The sequence below is a fragment of the Mammaliicoccus sp. P-M59 genome, assembly GCF_022386135.1.
Lineage (GTDB): Bacteria > Bacillota > Bacilli > Staphylococcales > Staphylococcaceae > Mammaliicoccus > Mammaliicoccus sciuri_A.
Window position 1 is genome coordinate 838,388 of record NZ_JAJNJJ010000001.1, and the last position, 18,302, is coordinate 856,689.

14 protein-coding genes are annotated in these 18,302 nt (G+C 29.5%); all 14 read right to left on the minus strand.

Annotated elements, in window-relative coordinates:
* Positions 1–159: 159 nt before the first annotated feature.
* Positions 160–756, minus strand: coding sequence for a nucleoside phosphorylase (locus LQ617_RS04065; protein ID WP_239739608.1), 597 nt, complete (start codon positions 754–756; stop codon positions 160–162).
* Positions 757–769: 13 nt separating this feature from the next.
* Entirely contained in the window at positions 770–1,531 is a 762-nt protein-coding gene (locus LQ617_RS04070; RefSeq protein WP_239739610.1) for an alpha/beta fold hydrolase, read from the minus strand.
* A gap of 52 nt (positions 1,532–1,583) precedes the next feature.
* Positions 1,584–1,865, minus strand: a complete 282-nt coding sequence (locus LQ617_RS04075; RefSeq protein WP_037588953.1) for a hypothetical protein — start codon at positions 1,863–1,865, stop codon at positions 1,584–1,586.
* Positions 1,866–2,009: 144 nt separating this feature from the next.
* Positions 2,010–3,335 (minus strand): glycosyltransferase, encoded by a 1,326-nt coding sequence (locus LQ617_RS04080; protein WP_239739612.1) that lies wholly within the window; start codon positions 3,333–3,335, stop codon positions 2,010–2,012.
* 23 nt (positions 3,336–3,358) lie between these two features.
* Positions 3,359–4,201: an ABC transporter ATP-binding protein gene (locus tag LQ617_RS04085; RefSeq protein ID WP_410250519.1), complete on the minus strand. Its 843-nt coding sequence runs from the start codon at positions 4,199–4,201 to the stop codon at positions 3,359–3,361.
* A gap of 58 nt (positions 4,202–4,259) precedes the next feature.
* Positions 4,260–5,471, minus strand: a complete 1,212-nt coding sequence (locus LQ617_RS04090; protein WP_239739614.1) for a glycosyltransferase family 4 protein — start codon at positions 5,469–5,471, stop codon at positions 4,260–4,262.
* Positions 5,472–5,483: 12 nt separating this feature from the next.
* The gene (locus LQ617_RS04095) at positions 5,484–6,296 is read right to left on the minus strand and encodes an ABC transporter permease (protein WP_037588949.1); all 813 of its coding nucleotides are present in this window, start codon (positions 6,294–6,296) and stop codon (positions 5,484–5,486) included.
* A 21-nt stretch (positions 6,297–6,317) separates the two neighbouring features.
* Positions 6,318–8,147, minus strand: a complete 1,830-nt coding sequence (locus tag LQ617_RS04100) for a hypothetical protein (protein ID WP_239739615.1) — start codon at positions 8,145–8,147, stop codon at positions 6,318–6,320.
* Positions 8,148–8,174: 27 nt separating this feature from the next.
* On the minus strand, positions 8,175–10,808 hold the full coding sequence (locus LQ617_RS04105) for a glycosyltransferase (protein WP_239739617.1): 2,634 nt from the start codon (positions 10,806–10,808) through the stop codon (positions 8,175–8,177).
* Entirely contained in the window at positions 10,808–11,752 is a 945-nt protein-coding gene (locus tag LQ617_RS04110) for a hypothetical protein (RefSeq protein ID WP_196307596.1), read from the minus strand. Before LQ617_RS04110 ends, LQ617_RS04105 begins: the two co-directional genes overlap by 1 nt.
* An 18-nt stretch (positions 11,753–11,770) precedes the next feature.
* Positions 11,771–13,054 (minus strand): nucleotide sugar dehydrogenase, encoded by a 1,284-nt coding sequence (locus LQ617_RS04115; protein ID WP_037588946.1) that lies wholly within the window; start codon positions 13,052–13,054, stop codon positions 11,771–11,773.
* 210 nt (positions 13,055–13,264) lie between these two features.
* A complete protein-coding gene (locus LQ617_RS04120) occupies positions 13,265–15,253 on the minus strand; it encodes an acyltransferase family protein (RefSeq protein WP_037588945.1) in 1,989 nt (662 codons plus the stop codon).
* Between the two features lie 145 nt (positions 15,254–15,398).
* A complete protein-coding gene (locus LQ617_RS04125) occupies positions 15,399–16,565 on the minus strand; it encodes a glycosyltransferase (protein WP_239739619.1) in 1,167 nt (388 codons plus the stop codon).
* Between the two features lie 14 nt (positions 16,566–16,579).
* A complete protein-coding gene (locus LQ617_RS04130) occupies positions 16,580–18,253 on the minus strand; it encodes a CDP-glycerol glycerophosphotransferase family protein (protein ID WP_239739620.1) in 1,674 nt (557 codons plus the stop codon).
* Positions 18,254–18,302 lie beyond the last annotated feature (49 nt).

Genomic DNA, 18,302 nt, shown 5'->3' on the forward strand with positions numbered 1-18,302 from the left:
TTATAAGTCAAGTTCTTCTATAATATTCAAAGCTACATGAAATTTGTCTATATTATGATTCGCTTCTTTTAATCCATCTACATTATATGTTTCTTCAGAAAGTACATCACCAGTTACAAGAAAGTTAAATAGTTCAAATCCGTGAAAATCACAAACTGCTTATACTCCAGCAAGCTCCATATCTACTGCTATACATCCTTCTTTTTTTCTTTTATTATACTGCTTGTTTGTTTCCCTCAGTACTGCATCAGTTGTCCAAACTTTACCTTCTATAAATGGTAACGCTAATTTATTAAATACTTCAGCTAATTTATTAGCATTCTTTACTTTAATATAGTCTGATGGAGGGGCGTAATGATATGACATTCCTTCATCTCTATAGCTGTGAGTAGGTATTATAAATTTATTAAAAGTCCTTTCGCTATCAAGACTTCCTGCTGATCCAAACATTACAAATTTTGTAGCACCTGTTATCCAATTACATATCATGCAATATTGAGAAGCAAGCGTTGAACCAATTGCAGATAGATAAAATGCTACAGCTTTACCTTTATAAATGAATTGATATATAGGAAATGCTCCGTTAGAGGCTTTGATTTCACCGATTTTTTCACATTTATTTTCTCTTAGAATAGCATCATATATTTCTTTAGAATATGTAATTAAGCAAACTTCAACTTTGAATTGTTGTTCACCATAGAAGTCACTCAAATTTACAATTGGTTTTCCTTGTATATCAAATGAATCGGTTATCATTTAATTACCTCCCTTATTCATTTATAGTACTTAACCAACTCTTTATTTCTTTCCCTACTGTTACAGGGTTATCTATATAAATATCGTGGCCACTGTTAGGGATTGTTTTACAGGAAATATGTGAAGGTATATTTTTAATTTTCATGTCTAAGATGAATTGGTCCTGTTCTTGTGGTAATAAGACCATTATATTTCTGTCTATTAATTGATTGAAGGTAGGTAAGTTGATTTGTCTTCTTATTTTCAATAATTTTAGAATAGAAAGTTCATTAATATTAAGTTCATAAACATGTTTATTTAAATTGAAAGTCATCCTTCCAGTTGATGCTTCTAATAAATTTTGATTCCATGTTTTATATGCGTCTTTTTCTGTCTCTATAAATTCGTCCAAGTTCTTGAATTGAAAATTTTCTAAATGATTTTTAGTATCTTTTATTTCAACTTCACTGCTGTATTCTAGGTCTTCAAGATTAAATAATCCACCATCTAATAATATAATATTTTTAATTTGTGGAACCTTGATACTTATATAAGATAATAAATCCGCTCCTAAAGAATGCCCCATTATAGACAGTTCTTCATTACCATAAATTTTTATCTCTGTTTTAAACCACTCCACTAATTCATTTAAATCATTAACAATAACATCTAAATTCAAACCATGACCTGGCAAATCAATTTGAACTAAATTCAGATTATCCAATTGGTTATTTAAATCTTTCAAAAATAATCTATGACTGCCTAAACCAGAAAGAAATAATATTTGTTCTTCCATATAAGCTCCTTCATTAAAGATATATGTAGTTTTTTACTTACCTCTACCAACCCTACAAAATCAGATTTTCAAAGTTACGACTGACTTGGGATACTTTTTCTTGGTTTCCGACTTCTCTATAATATAGGATTGCTTTTTGATACATTTCGATTGCTTTTTTTCTATTTTTTTGTGATACGTATATTTCAGCAAATTTGTTAAATCCGTCTCCCATTATTTCAAAATCATATCTTACAACATTTGCTTCTAGATCTCTTAGTAACATCATTGCTTCTCGTTCATTACCTACTTCAATAAAATTGCAAACGCGTTCTATACTCTTTTTAATATACATCTTACAATTACTCCTTCTACCGTTACTATCTTAATTATATAATTGTAATCCCAATATTTACAAAACACAAGTTAGTTAATATTAATGGTAACGACTTCAAACAACGTAAAAGGTCTACGATGCCGAGGCATGGTAGACCTTTTGTCATTTTGTATGAACTTTAGTTATTGGATGCTCTAATGGTACAAATTGATTATAGACTTCGAGTAATTTTGATTTTTCATTATTCCAATTATAGATTTCTTTGGCTTGTTTAGTGTTTTCACTTAATTGATTTCTTAAGCTTGTATCTTTTACAAGTTGATTCACTGCATTAGCTATTTCTGAAGCATTATGTGAATCCACAACTAAACCGGTATTAGTTTCTTCGACTACTTTCTTAATTTCTGGGAAGTCACAACTGATAACTGGTACGTGAGCCATCATATATTCAAACAATTTATTTGAACTTGCTGAATAGTGATTGAAGCAAATGTTCTGCAACACTTGGAATCCAAGATATGCTTCACGCGTATATGATGGTAATTCTTGAAATGGCACTTTATCTAAGAAATGAATTCTATCAGCTTGTTTGGAAGCTTCGGCTTGTTCTTTTAAAGGTTGCGTTAACTTCCCACCACCGATAAATAGTAAATGACCTTCTTTAATTTCATCCATAGCCTCTATAAGCAATTCAAGCCCTCTTCCTTGTTGGAGTCCGCCTTGATAAAGTAAAATTTTCTCATCTTCATTGATGCCTATTTTCTTATGTAAATTGATTTGTGGCTTTTCTTCAATATTGTATTTCTCTGAGTAGTTATACAATGTTTTAGGATAGAATCCATAAATATCTTCATTGTATTTTGCTCTTGTATGATTTTCTACAATCATTTGATCTACAAATTTTAACATAAACGACTCAATAGACTTAATTGTTTTTGGATTATAACCTGTTCTGTCAGATTGGACTTCATGGCTATCATAAATTAATGGCTTCGGTTTTAAGCGTAATTTAGAACATACGATAGCTTGAGGCAATGTGTTTAAATCATTTGCATGATAAATATCAGCATTTTGTATATAACCTTTTACAATCATTCTCGTAATAATTGCACCATTTATAAACCATTTTCTTATTTTTTTAAACTTTATCATACCTGCAGCAACCACGAGTGATAACAAATAAGCTGCCATTAATGTGAAACTGATATAGAAAAGACTTGGTATAATAACAACTTGGACACCAGCTACAACTAATAAGAATTTCTTGCCATGATCTTGATAAGCTTGCAATAACCATGGATATCTCTTCACTCTATGAACTTTAAATGTATTAGATATTTCTTCATAAGCTGAAATAGCAGGATTTTTCGGATCATTTATCGCAATTAAATTTATGTCATATCCATTATCCGCTAAAGTTGTACACTCTCTATTGACTCTTGCATCATTCGTAAAATGATTCCATACAAACATTGTGACCTTTTTCATTTGATAACCTCATTCCATGCAATTTATAGTATCCCTACTTGGAATAGTAGTATATATATCCATGCCACACTCATGATCCCAATCATCGCTATTAAACTTGTTGGTCTTTTTTCTTTTTGTATGACTGAATCATCAACTTCTTTATTACGTTGTTGTTGGATTTTTATACGTTTATATTCTAATTGTTCTTGTTTCGATTTCTTTTTTACTTTCTGAATGAGATTAACGTACCTCGTTACGATATCATTGACTTCACCATATGCAACCATCTCACCGTAATGTATCCAAATCGCTTTTTTACACATTTTTTTGATTTGTCCTGCTGAATGTGATACAAAAAATATTGTTTTTCCTTGTTCTTGTAAATCATGCATTTTATCTATACATTTATTCGAAAAAGTTTCATCGCCTACTGACAATGCTTCATCAACAATAAGTATATCTGGATCTGTATGAATCGCAATTGCAAAGCCTAATCTTGATTTCATACCACTAGAATATGATTTTAAAGGTTGATAAATAAATTCATCAAGTTCACTAAACTGTACAATATCATCAAATTTTTCATTTATTTCTCGTTGCGACATACCGTGCATTAAACATTTATAATGAATATTTTCTTCACCTGTAAATTCAGGATTTAACCCTGCGCCAATCGCAATTAGCGACGGCTTACCATTTGTATAAACTGTACCAGACGAAGGTTCAACAACACCACCTAGAATATTAGATAAAGTTGATTTACCTGAACCATTTAATCCAATTATACCTACAGATGTCCCTTCTTCTACTTCAAATGAAATATCATGTAAAGCATAATAAGGTTTAGATTTATAACTTAATCCAAAAGTAAATAAAGATAGCAGCTTATCTTTTCTGTTTACATTTAAGTCGTAAACTTTCGAGACATTTTCACATTTTATTTTATAAGTATTTGTCATCTCTATCACCTTTTCTTAAAAATGTCATAAGCTTTTCAATATTATCTTCCCAAATGAGGTGTTCATCACGATATTCACGTGCATTCTTAGCTTTAATAGATAAAGCTTGTTCATCATATTTTAATGATTCAATTTCGTTAACGATTGTATCTATTGAAGCTTGTCTTCTTGCAAATCCTAGATTATATTTTTGAATAATGGCTTCAGTTGGACCACTAATATTAGATATAGGAGGTGTTCCGACACCAATAGCGTCTACAATTTTTCCAGGCATCACATTCATAAACACATCTGAAGATTCTAAAATGGAAAGTGAAATATGATGTTTAGATATTTCAGTTAAACAAGCTGTACGATCCATTGGCTTTTTCACTTGAATATATTTACAATCTCTCACAGCTTTTCTAAACTTGTTAGCTTGAACACCATAAACAATCGCTGTAACATTGATTTGTTTATCATTTAAAGCTAAGCATATTGAAATAAGTTTATCTACATCTTGGGCATATCCAATATTTCCTGTATAAATAACACTAAAATCATTATATTTTTCTTCAGTAATCAGTTCATTTCTTGAAATGCCGTTTGGTAAATAAAATATAGGCACTTTTCGCTGTAATCGTTTCTGAATATGTGACCTAAATGCTTCATTATTAATGACAATTTTATCAGCAGAATTATACATTTTTTTCTCTAAATATTTTAATAGTGGCATAAATAAACTTATGTTAATATGCTTTAATCCATTTACACTGTCTGGCCATAAATCTCTAATTTCTAATACATATGTCGGATGTTTCGCACTTTTAAAAAATAACGTCGCCCATGCTAGAAATATATTTGGACTAGAAACATACACAATATCGTAATCGTCATTATGCATTTTCAAGAAGACTCTTAATCTAACGTATTGTTCTATATAATAGACTAACCTCATGATAAAATTACTATTTTGCTTATTACCATGCATTTTCATTCGAATAATTTTCTTCTTTTCTAATTTATTTAAAGATGCATCTGTAAAATAAGATTGGTCTTCAAATAAACTTTGGTTAGGATATGTTGGCTCAGTTGTTAACATTGTCGGATCTGAACCACTTGAACGAAAAGCTTTGAACATCATTTTCATTCGATTTGCAGCAGACCCAAGTTCTGGATAAAAATTTTGTGAAATCATTAATAATTTCTTTGTCATATTATGAACACCCTATAAGTAGTCTAGTAATTTCCGTTTAAACCTTGAATGAACCAATGAACCTATTAATAATAATATAATTGTTAAAAGCCAAAAATATAAATGATCATGCCATTGTCCGTACACAGAAACGTTATCATGCACAAACGCCGTACGATAAACACCTACTAAATATGCAAATGGGTTTAAGCTTGCTAATCTTTGTAAAATACCATGTGCTTCTTCCATCGCCCAAAATATAGGTGTCATAAAGAATAGCATTCTTATAACATTTTGTAATAAATTTTTAGTATCGCGAATAACAATAATTAATGTACTCATAATTAATGAAATACCAAAAATAATTGCATAAGATGCGACTAAAAAGTATATAAACCAAAAGTAATGCCACCAAGGTACATATCCATTAATGACAGATACGACAAATAAAATGGCTGATGTGATCATTAAATTAATCATATTATTCGTTAAAGCTATAGAAATAAATATTGAAGATGGGAATTTCATTTTTGATAAGAGTCCAATATTGCCTTGAATAGCAGATGCACCTGTATTGATCCCTTGTGATATAAATAACCAAGGAAACAAACCTGAAATAAGATGTACTAAAAATGGTACGCCTACTACTTGAGCACTCGCATCTCCTCTTAACCCTAAACCAAACACAAGATAATATACAGCAACTTGTAAGATGGGTTGTAGTATATTCCAAAATACACCAAGATAATGATTGGCATATTGACTTTTCATATTATAAATTGCAAGTTTAAAAATTTTAGGTAAATTATTAAATTGTTCTTTTAAGATATCAATAACTATCTTCATATATAACGACCTACTTAATTTTTATTTTTCAATAAGTTCAAATTGTGAAGCGCTAACCCAAGATTCTTTTTCAAAACTCTTACTTGCGTAGACAGATATTGTAATAGATGATTGTGGTTTTATTGTCAATTCTAAATTGTTTTTACTCAAATCTACTAAGTCGATTGACTCACTTTCTATATCAAAGTACACCGTATCTCTGCCTTTTTTATTTTGATAAAATGTTCTTAATTCAAGTGTAATCGTGTTATCCTGCGTATTCGTTAACATCATTTTCTTTTGATTGTCATAACTAAATTTAGGTGTTAATGCACGAAATAACTTTTTTTCATTTTGTATCACTTGATAGAAATCTTCAGTTTGAATCATAATATTCGCCAAACTTTCTACTTGCTCATTTGTGTCTTCTTCTAATTGAATTATTCTATCCTCTAATGTGTTCACGTCATTGATTTGAAAATAATTTAAAATTGGCCAATGATGTTTAATCATCAATTTATGTAACATTTGGTTTTGCTTATCTTCCTGATTAATACTCATAAATTCGAATAAGATATGCCTCGTATTGATTAAGCTAAACACATCTAAATAATCATCACTTTCTTGAACAATACAGCTATGCCAACCGTTCATTCTAGATTCGTAATACAACGTTTCATAAGGATGATAACCTAATTCAATCGTCTTATAGAGATTATTTCTTTTAACAAATTCTAGTAAATAATCGTGAGATAATTGATCCACTGGAAAATCTTTAGCCCATTTTTTGATTGCATTTTCATACGGTAAAAATGAGTCTGCTCTTTGTATCCGCTTCGGAATAATACTTTTAGCAAGTTCAAAGATAGTAGATTTTAAATGTATACAATGATCAAACGACCTATTCTCATGATAATAATTGATTAAATGAATACTATGATTTGTTTCATATAACTGATATCTATCAATCAAATTTGAATTGACTGCTAGTTGATCCATATTAAATAACGTATGCTTTAAATTTAAATTGTATGCTAACTTTTGAGAAATATATTCATCTATACGATAAATATGAGCAGCTTGTTTATGTTCTAATTCATCAATATTTTTTGTATAAGTAAAGAAATTCACATCATTGATATGTTCTTTAATATAAGATAAGGATACTTTAGAATCATGACCAGCTGTGATAGAACAAATCACTTTTTGATCAAATCGAAATAAATAATCAACCGCTGCTTCAATTTCATCATTAACAATATCATATACTTCTTCTGCTGATTTCTTAACACATGGGTTGATTGGATAAATTCTTTTAATTGTATGGTCTGTTATATTAAATCTTGTATTGGCATTGAATTTATAAACATCTTTATATTTGCTATAGTCTAAAAATCCATATGACTTATGTGCGATTCTTTCACAAGTCTTATCAAAACATAATTTTACGAGTTGATTTACTAATTCTGAATGACTAGCGTACAAATCATGAGATGCATGATAATACAATGATAAAAATGACGTTGCATCATTATATAGTAGCAAACATCCATTATACTCTATCAACATAACATACCTGCCATTATAAAAACTCATCTCTTCAAGAAAAGCATAAGAATCAATTTCGTGAGACAATAATTGGGCGCATATTTCAGGATATTTTAAATCGACATTTTTCGTATGCACAAAATGACCTAATATGACTACTTTGATGTCATTCTTTGTATACTCATATGAACTTAAATCATTTGAAAAATAAATCGTAAAGTCAGTGAATTGAATATGTTGACGATAGTTTTGATCTTCAATTGAAATTTGTCGAGGAACAATCATATATGCTTTGTTAAATCTTATGAACGTATTATCCATCATACACACCCCCTTATATCAATCACGCAATTATTGCTGAACCTCTTGCTTTAAATGTTCAACATATTGATTTAAATCATGGTCTTCAGGTCGTTTATATTGATCATACAAACTATATATTTCTAAAAATCGTTCTACGGCTTCTTTTCTTTCTTCTGGTTTCACTTTTTCTAATCTTGGCAAGTACCAGCCTTTTACGTAAAAATTAAATCTATGTTCTAAGTAGGATGTCAGTAAGCCATGTTTTTCGTAAAATGGAATTCTTTCAATTTCTAATGTGTAATATTTATCAAATAGCTTCTTAGAAATCGAATTTGTAACTGATCCAGACACGGCAGCGTAATACATATGAATAACATCTGTTACAGCTTGTACTTTTTTAGAATGAATCATTAATTCTTGGAAAAATAACGTATCTTGGCCAGCAGCACCTTCAATCATTCGAATATGATTATCTTTAATAATTTGTGATTTAATGATTAAAGCTTGAATACTTTGAGCACGTAGACCACATTTTTTCATATATTTTTTAGGGTCGTCGATTAATAATTTTCCATCGTTATACTTCATCACTGTGCCCGCATAATTAAACAGTGCTCTGCGCTTGTTATCTTCTTTAATAATATTACCGACGACCATATCGACATCTTTATTCGATTCTATTTCTTCTAATAATGTTGCATAACCATCACCAGTCGCTTCGTTATCAGGGTCTAAATACGTAATATAATCTGTAGAGGCAAGTTCAGCACCTTTATTTCTAGGTCTTGAAGCACTACCTGATCCTTCTTCATATGCATAGTAAACGATATCTGGGTATCGTCTTCTTAATCGATTAATAATAGATGTCGTTTCAGAATCCGTACTACCATCATTTACGAATATAATTTCCATCTCTTTAAATATTGAAGATCTTCTTAAACTTCTCATACACTTATCTTCTAAATAAGTACCGTTATTATGAATTGGAATAATGACACTTAATTTTTTCTTGCGGTTATTTTGACCATATAAAGATGCGTCATAAATTTCTGATTGATCTAAATTATAACCATTTTGAGATTGTGTAACATTCAACTGTTGATCGAATATATTTTTATGATACATTGTTACATATTTATTTTGAGCTTTTTCAATAAATTGATGTGCTTCATGTTGTTTATCTTTCGTAACAAAATCAACATCTACATATTTAAATGCTGATAATAAATCTTCTAAATAATACTCTTCATATTCAATTGAATCTTTCATGTAAGTTATAAAATCATATTGTGATGCATCTTCTACTGTATCTTGAGCTTCTATAACATCAAACTGAACATGTAATTGTCGATATAGAATATCTTTCATTTTATCGGTTAATGCATCAACAACTACGAGTATTTGTGATTCTTTTTGAGTCGGTTCAATGCCAATATATGATAAGACTTCATCTAAACGATGATATGTCGTACAATTTCTCATCACACTACGTATACTTTTAGCTTGCATATCTTCTATTTCATATTCTTGATATTGGTTCATAATTGGTACCACATCAGTTTTATGATTAACCATAAATACATTTGGAAATTGATTATTAACACCTACTGAATAGTTAGATAAGATTAAATTCCCAAAAGCTTGTAATTCAAATATTCTATTCGCAAACATCGTTTCTGAATATTTTACTGAATTGACATTTATTGCCCATCTATATACTTTATGCAGTTTCATAAGTTCTTCATGATCAATTGGCATTGTTAAGTATGGGATATATTTCATTGGGAATTGATAACGTTTTCTTCGCAATGGTAAATTTCTATCAATAATGGTTAATTTATGATTTTTTTTGATTAACTCATCAAAGATTCTTGCAGATTCTTGGTTTCTAACAGGATATTTCTCAGTCCAACTTCCTGCAAAAATAACATCGTTTTTAAATGATTTATTATATGAACTTCTCGTCCCTACTGGATTATGGTAATGAGGATTAATACCAAATTGAAGTACAAATACTTTATCATTTTGACAATATTCTTTATAATCTTCTACTACTTCAGCAGCTGATGTCAGAATAATATCGCATTCTGTCGCGATATCTTTGTATAAATGGAAATTGACGGGATCTTCTTTAGAATAAAAGACAATCGGTATATTGAATTTTCTAGCTTGTTGAATACCTTCAAATAACATTCTTCTTTTCTTACTATTAACTGATGCTAAACCAGTCCAACTTCCGTCTATACCTCTCCATGCTGTCGCAACAATTAAAACATCCATATCACGACTTAAATCTGTAAATTTACTATTTAAATAAACGATATTACCTATATCTTTAAATGAGTTATATAAAAATTCATCAGCTATAAGACCAACTTTGTATTTGTTTTTAATAAATACACGCGATGTATTAGAATTCACAAGGTTTGATAAATGTTGTTGGTGTTTTTCAAGGAAATCTAATTTTGATTCTTCTGCTACTTTTTTATAGTAATTATGATGATTTGTATGATCTTTAACCTTTTTTAATTTATATAGTCCATACATATAATCTTGTTCAACAATATTTAACACTTCTTCTAATTGTTCAACTTTTGTTTTATCATCAAAATTGACTAAAGCCTCTTTAGTTGATTCGATATTACTTTTTTTATTGATATTTGTTGGCATATTTGAAGACATTATGATTTCCTCCTATTTCTCCAACTCCAGTATTTCGTTTGAATCTTTCCTAATTTAGAATTTTTTAAATTCATATATAATCGTTCATACTGATTTTTCTCTTCATTTTTATTTGTTTTTTGTAATGAGATATTTTCGTTTATTAAACGAACAATTGCAGATTTTGACTCTTTTCTTTCTTCTTGAAAGTTTGTAATCATATCCAGCTGTTCTAGCGTTAATTCGTTATAGTTTTCATATTGTTTAGCTTCTAAATCTTGAATGATGCTTTTATCTTTTAAGTCATTAAAGCTCATCCAATATTTTTTCTTTTTAATAATAATCCTTACCGATTCTGCTTTTAAGAACACCATATCGATCAAGACGTTATTGAAATCAAATTGTTCTTTATCCAAGGATAGATCAATTGATTTGTGCAATGCGCTATCTTGATAAAAGACTGTAGATTCTTCTATTGATACTTTTTTATTAATAGGAATTGCTCTATCTATGTCTTTCGTATGCACAAATCCTGCAAATGTTCCTTTATTAAATACAGCTTCTAACACTTCACCTCCAAATAAATACAATGCTCTAGATGAAAAGTTTTTTTCTTTAAATAGTAAATTATAGTCATCACCAAACCCTAGTTCTCTATTAATTTGTGGTGTAGAAAAATAGCTTAAATCTACTCTTATCGTATCAATAGGTTTCGAAATTAATTTGATAGAATGATTTAATCTTGTCCACCCTATAATATTCGTACCTCTTACAATTAATCCATATAGTTCACTTTCTATCACTTTTATAGAAATAACTTTTAATGCTTTATTTAAATAATCAGAAGCATATCCTACAACAAGTTCATTTTTATCTACATCAAATATTTTTTGATTTTCTGGTTCTCTTAAAATTATTTGAAAGCTCAATCCGCTTTGAATAATTGGACTGTTAACGTCTATCATATGAAGACCCCTCAATCTTTACTTATTAAATGAAAGTGCAATATCTTTTCCGAAAGTATATAAATTACCGTAGTTGTAATATTTAACTTGCTCAAATTGTGATTGAATGACATTTTTCGTATCGAAAATAACTTTGTCTTTCATACCTTCAAAATCTTGATCTACTAAATTTTTGAATTCTGAATGGTCACTCAAAATTAATACAAGAGATGCATCTTTAACTGCTTTTTGAATATCTTTTTGGACAAAACCTAGCTCAACATGTGGATCATATGCTTCTACTTGAATATCATTTTCTTTTCTCAAATCATTATAAATATCAAATGCTGGTGATTCTCTAACATCATCTACATCACCTTTATAAGTTAATCCAAATACAACAACCTTATGACCATTTAAAGTTTCTAACATTTTCTTAGACTCATTAATAACATATTGCGGCATTGAACGATTAATACGTCTACCTTCTTGAATGAGATTCGTTGTTTCTGGATCTTTAGCGATAATAAAGTATGGATCAACTGCTAAACAATGACCACCAACACCTGGACCTGGTAAGTGAATATTCACACGTGGATGTTTGTTCGCCATCTTGATAACTTCTAATACGTTAATATCTAAATGATTACATACCATCGCAAGTTCATTTGCTAGCGCAATATTCAAGTCACGGTAAGTATTTTCCATTAACTTACTCATTTCTGCTGTCTTAGCATTTGTCTCAATCATTTCACCTTGTACGAATGTTCCATATACACGTTTACCCGCTTCAACACATGCTGGCGTTATACCACCAATTATTCGATTGTTATGAATAAGTTCATGTAATATTTTTCCTGGTAACACTCTTTCAGGGCAATGTACTAAAAATATATCTTTACCAATTTCAAATCCTTGGCTTTCAAGATATGGTTTAACATGATCGTCAGTTGTTCTTGGTGCTATCGTAGATTCTACAATGACCGTATTACCTTTTTCTAAAAATGGTACGATGGATTCAACTGCACCCATTACTAACGAAATATCACATGATTCATATTGATCATCATTATTTGGAGTTGGAACTGCAATAATAAATGCATCTGCTTTTTCAGGTTGCATACTTGCTTTGAATTTATTTTTAGCTAACACTTCTTCATAAGCTTCTTGTAAGCCAGGCTCTTCAATATGAATTTTACCATTATTTAATTTATCTACTGCTTCTTTATTTATATCGACACCTACAACATCTACACCATGTTTCGCAAACATAATTGATGTTGGTAATCCAATGTATCCTAAACCAATAGTAGTTAATTTCATATTTTATCCATCCTTTAATAATTAATTGTTAAGCTATTACTTTCGTAATGTTAAATATATTGTAACTTCTATGAATACAATAAACAGTCGTTTAACAGATACTTAAGGAAGGGTTTACACTCTTTTATCATTGTTTACAATTGCTCAATATTTCGTGTTAAAAATAGCCCCTCGCTCATATAAATTCATATGATTGAGGGGCTTTATAGATTAATGATTAAGTTCTTTAAAGTATTGTTCGATATCTTTCTTTATTTTAGGACCAAACGTTTTAGAGTAACTATTTGATATATGTCCTTTGTCCATATATACAATGACGTTACCTATTACAGGTGCAAACTTTCCATCTTCTTTGAAATACGATGTATAATCTACATATTTTGTTTGTTCTGGCTTTTGTTCAAGTTGATCCCATTTAGATACTTTTGGCAAACGTTGTTTAGCATTCATCTTCTTAATCGTCTCTTGTTCTCCAAATTTATCTAATGTTTCTGGGACATTAAACTCATATCTCGGATTATCTCTTATAGCCATAATTGGTGTTTTTGTATTTGTAATGTTTTGATATTGTTTTAATTGTAATGGATCTATTTGTCCATTTACATCTGTACTTGAATCTGCAGTTGTTACAACTAAATCGACGTCTTGTTTATCAAGTTCTTTAATTAAATTTTTATTCCACTCTGTACAATCTCGGTCACTGTCTTTCGTTGTTAATACACAGCCACTTTTCGTCATGCTTAATACTCTATAATTTCCTTCTTCAGCTGCTTTTTGAAGTGCACCTAACCAATGTTGTGCGTGAGAGCTCCCTACTAAAGCGATTGTCTTATCATAGTTTTCTTTTTTACCGTACTCTCCAACTAGAACTTTTGATTCACCTATTTTTTGATGAACTTTGTCCCTTGTAGAATCTGGTGATTCGTTTCTAATTTTTGAAAACTCTGGAATTGCTTCTACACCTTCTTTAACTTTCACATGCTTTTCTGCAGCCATTGCTCCGGGATAATTTTCACTCAATGCTACTTTTTCTTTTTCAAAAGGATTATTAAAGATAACGAAATATAAAGATGCGATTGCCAATAACTGTATCGCTAATCCAATTCCTAATTTTTTGAATGCAATTTTATCAGAAGATGCTGATCTAATTGGCTTTTCAATATAACGTGTCATGAAATATGATAATAACCATGATAGTAAAATCATACAAATACCTAATACAATTCCAGGTCGTTCATTATTATGGTACTGATAAAATGATAAAATCACCCAATGCCATAAATATAAGCCAAATGACAATCCGCCAATCTTCACCATTATAGATGAGCCTAAGAATTTCTTAACACCATATTTAGTTTCATAGTTACCGGAAACGAGTATAAATACGGCACATAACATAGGCCATAAAGCAATATACCCGGGAAACATTGTTGATACATTAAAAATAATCCCCGTTAAGATTAAGCCAATTAAACCTAACCATCCAATTAAACTTGCTACTAGACGATTAATTTTAATTTTATTAAGGTTGATTGCTAATAATCCGCCGAGTGAGAATTCCCAAACTCTTGTAAATGTATGGAAATATGCCCAAGGTTGATTGACGTGCGTTAAATAAATAGAATAGGACAATGAAACGATAAATAATGTACCTAAACAAAGATTTATGACATTAATAACTTTAAGGTTAGTGTATTTTTTATATAACATAAAAATCAAACTAAAGATGACAAACCATATAATATAGAATTGTCCTTGAATCGACATTGCCCAAAAATGTTCAACTGGCGTCTTCATTTGATCTTTATTTAAATAATCTGTACTCGATAAAGCGAGTTGCCAGTTTTGATAATAAAATAAAGAAGCAAAGATTTCTTTTATCGTTTTACCTAGTATTGATTCTGGCAATAAGAAAAAGCTTAAGATAACTGTTACGAGTAAAACAGTTATAACAGAAGGAAATAATCGTTTAATTAATCCTGTTATGTAAGGTATAAATTTAAATGAACCTGTTTTATTGTATTTAGAAATAATGGATGTGGTAATTAAGAATCCTGAAACAACGAAAAATACATCGACGCCCCCAGACACTTTCCCAAACCAAATATGATATATTGCAACTAATAATGCTGCAATAACTCTTAGCCCCTCAATTTCAGGTCTAAATTTTTTGTCTAGATTAATAGGATTTGTCTGCATATAAAAATCTCCTTTAAGTATTATACAGTTGTAAGTATATATATAAGGATATTTATTATAAAGACAATTAATTAATATTTACAATATCTTAACACTCTATTAAAAAATCCCTAACAATTGGCTTGTTAGGGATTCAGATTGTTTCTTATTTAAAGTGTTTGTTTAAATCATTTATAAATTGCTCATAAATGACATCTCCGTCGAAATCATTACTTCTTTCTAGACCTTTTTGAATGACATTTTGAACATCATGATGATGATAATTTTCAATAACATACGCAAGTTGTGCTCCATATTGTTTAGCATCTTGGTAGTCTACTAAATAACCATTTTTTTGATTTTCAATTAAAAATTCTGGACCATAACAGCCCTTATAACTGATAACTACATTTCGTTGATACATGGCCTCCAATATAACAAGTCCAAAACCTTCAACTCTAGATGGAACAGCCGTAATCTTACTTTCAGCTAATACTTGTGATAACGCATTAGTAGTAGGCTTAAGTTTCACAATATCTTGAATTTTATATTGATTGATCAATTGGTGGTATTGTTCTTTTTCTTGTCCATCTCCATATAATTCTAATTGAAATTGGTATTTTCGCATTGTGTCTTGAATTAAATTGATACTATCCAGTAACAAATCAAAACCTTTTTCACGCTCAAATCGACCTGCAGCAACAATTGTATTATGTTTCTCTACATCATATTGAATTTCATTTAGTATATTTGGAACAATAATCACTTGAGTGTGTGTTAAACCTTGTTGATAATCTTGTTGATCCTCTTTAGTTAATGTCGTCACTAAATCTAGTTGTTCATAACTTTTAAGTATATCTTTTTGATATTGCTCATCATGTGCATGTAGATACATATGTTCCATACCAATTTTAAATACCGACTGACTAGCATATTTGCTAACAAGTATATTATAACTTGCTCGTGTACCTACAATAATATCTGTATTCACATTCTGAATGGCTTTAACAATTTGTTGCTCAATATGACTTGAAAATTGATGAAGTCCAGGTTCAGACGGATGAATAATTTTAGGACTCAAAAAAGGTGTATACTTATTGATTCTATTTACAAATATATTTTCCAACCCTTTGATGGTTTTGTTATATTCAATAATGGGTTGAATTTCTATATTTTCATGCAACTTAAAATAAGGTTCATCACTCGCTTTAAATACTGACAATATTTTTACAGCGTGACCTTTTTCACTTAATTTATTTGCCAGATTAGAAATCGATTTTGTCGTCCCACCCATATGATAAATATTGTGAACTAAAAATGTAAAAGATTTCATATAAATCCCCCTTTTCAGTCCATAGCTTGTTCTATCAATTGCGTGATAGTTTCGTATGACTGATTATTTTTGTTGATAAATTGATCACTAATCGTATGATAATCATTATTCATAATTGCATTAAACAATAATGACTTTTCAAAATATTGATTATCATTGATAGTTTCATAAACTTCTTTATATAAACCACGATTGTAATCATAATTATTAAAATCTGGTGTATATAAATACACTTTTTTATCAATTGTTAATGCATCAAATACAATTGAAGAGTAATCACTAATTACAATGTCTGAAACAAGTAGTAATTGTTGTGTTTCAAACTGTCTTGTATCGATATAATTATGCTGTTTATTAGCATGATCTTCTTCGTGATATTTATAAATGATGTTATATTTCGCTTTCATCTCATCTGTAAATTCTAATAAAAACTCTTCTTCTTGATTATCTCTCCATGTCGGCGTATACAGAATTGTTTCTTTTTCAGTATTTAAATTTAACTGTTGTTTGATTTGATTTATTTCATTAGAAATTGAGTGCTTCTCTAATAAATATTGGTTTCTAGGATAGCCACATGCAACAAGTTCAGTTTTTTCCATTGGAAATGCGGATTTAAATACATCGTTTATAGATTCTACATCCGTTATAAAATAATCTTGTTTAATTAATTTATTATATTTACGTGCTCGATAATTATAAATATCAATATTTTGTTTAGGTTCTTTGCTATCTAAGAATAGTCGTTTTAAAGGTGTACCATGCCATAACTGAATGATTGTACCATTAGGTTTAAGTTGATCTGGCAAGTAACTTTCAAGTATCACTACGTTAGCTTCCTCTATAATTTGTTTCGTATCAGAATGAGAAGGAGAAACAAAGTGATCACCTTTTTCTTCGTCCGTAATAAAGTAAACCGTATATTTAGGATGTTGCTTTATTAAATATTCAAATAAATATTTTGAATTACCTCTGTAACCATAATCGAAACCTAAAAATACAATATGTGGCTTAATTTTCGTCTCATCTTTGTCATATATGTTAATTGCTTTCATTTGTTTTTGTTGTGCCGTATGACTTAATTTTTGATAAGCAATCTTCGGTAATTGAAATTGTGATTTTGCCATCACTTTATCAATCGTTCTGGCGATTGAAGGAATTTGTGTTTCTCTCGCTTTAAACAATGGTGAAATGCCATTTAAAAGTGCTGTTTTATTTAAATAAAATTTCTCTTCATGACTTAGACTTTCATTTTTAAATGCTGATAAACAGCTTGCACTTAGTTTACTTTGTTGAACATAATCAAAAATAACGTGAGCATCAATTTTAATTTCATCTAAGTGGAAAATTGCATTTAATGTAATATCAAATATCGTTTCCCACTGATAATTAGAAATTAGCCATAATAGCTCATCTTTCTTAAAAATGATATTTGGTTGAAGCGTTATATTATTAAACCAATCAGCAACTGTAATAAATGCCTTTCCCATATATCTACTATCGTTTGTATAATAACCATTGTTAGTATAATCAACAATATAAGATTGGTTATCCAATTCTAAATTGTTCAATACATCTTCCCTAACTCGCGTATTTTTATCTATTAAAATAATATGATTTTCTTCATGACATTCTGTAATTATATAATTTTCTAAATTATGCTCGTCATGAATATTTATAATTTTAATCATTTTACACCCCATATATTTTAAGTTATACAATAAATTGACTTCTTTATTT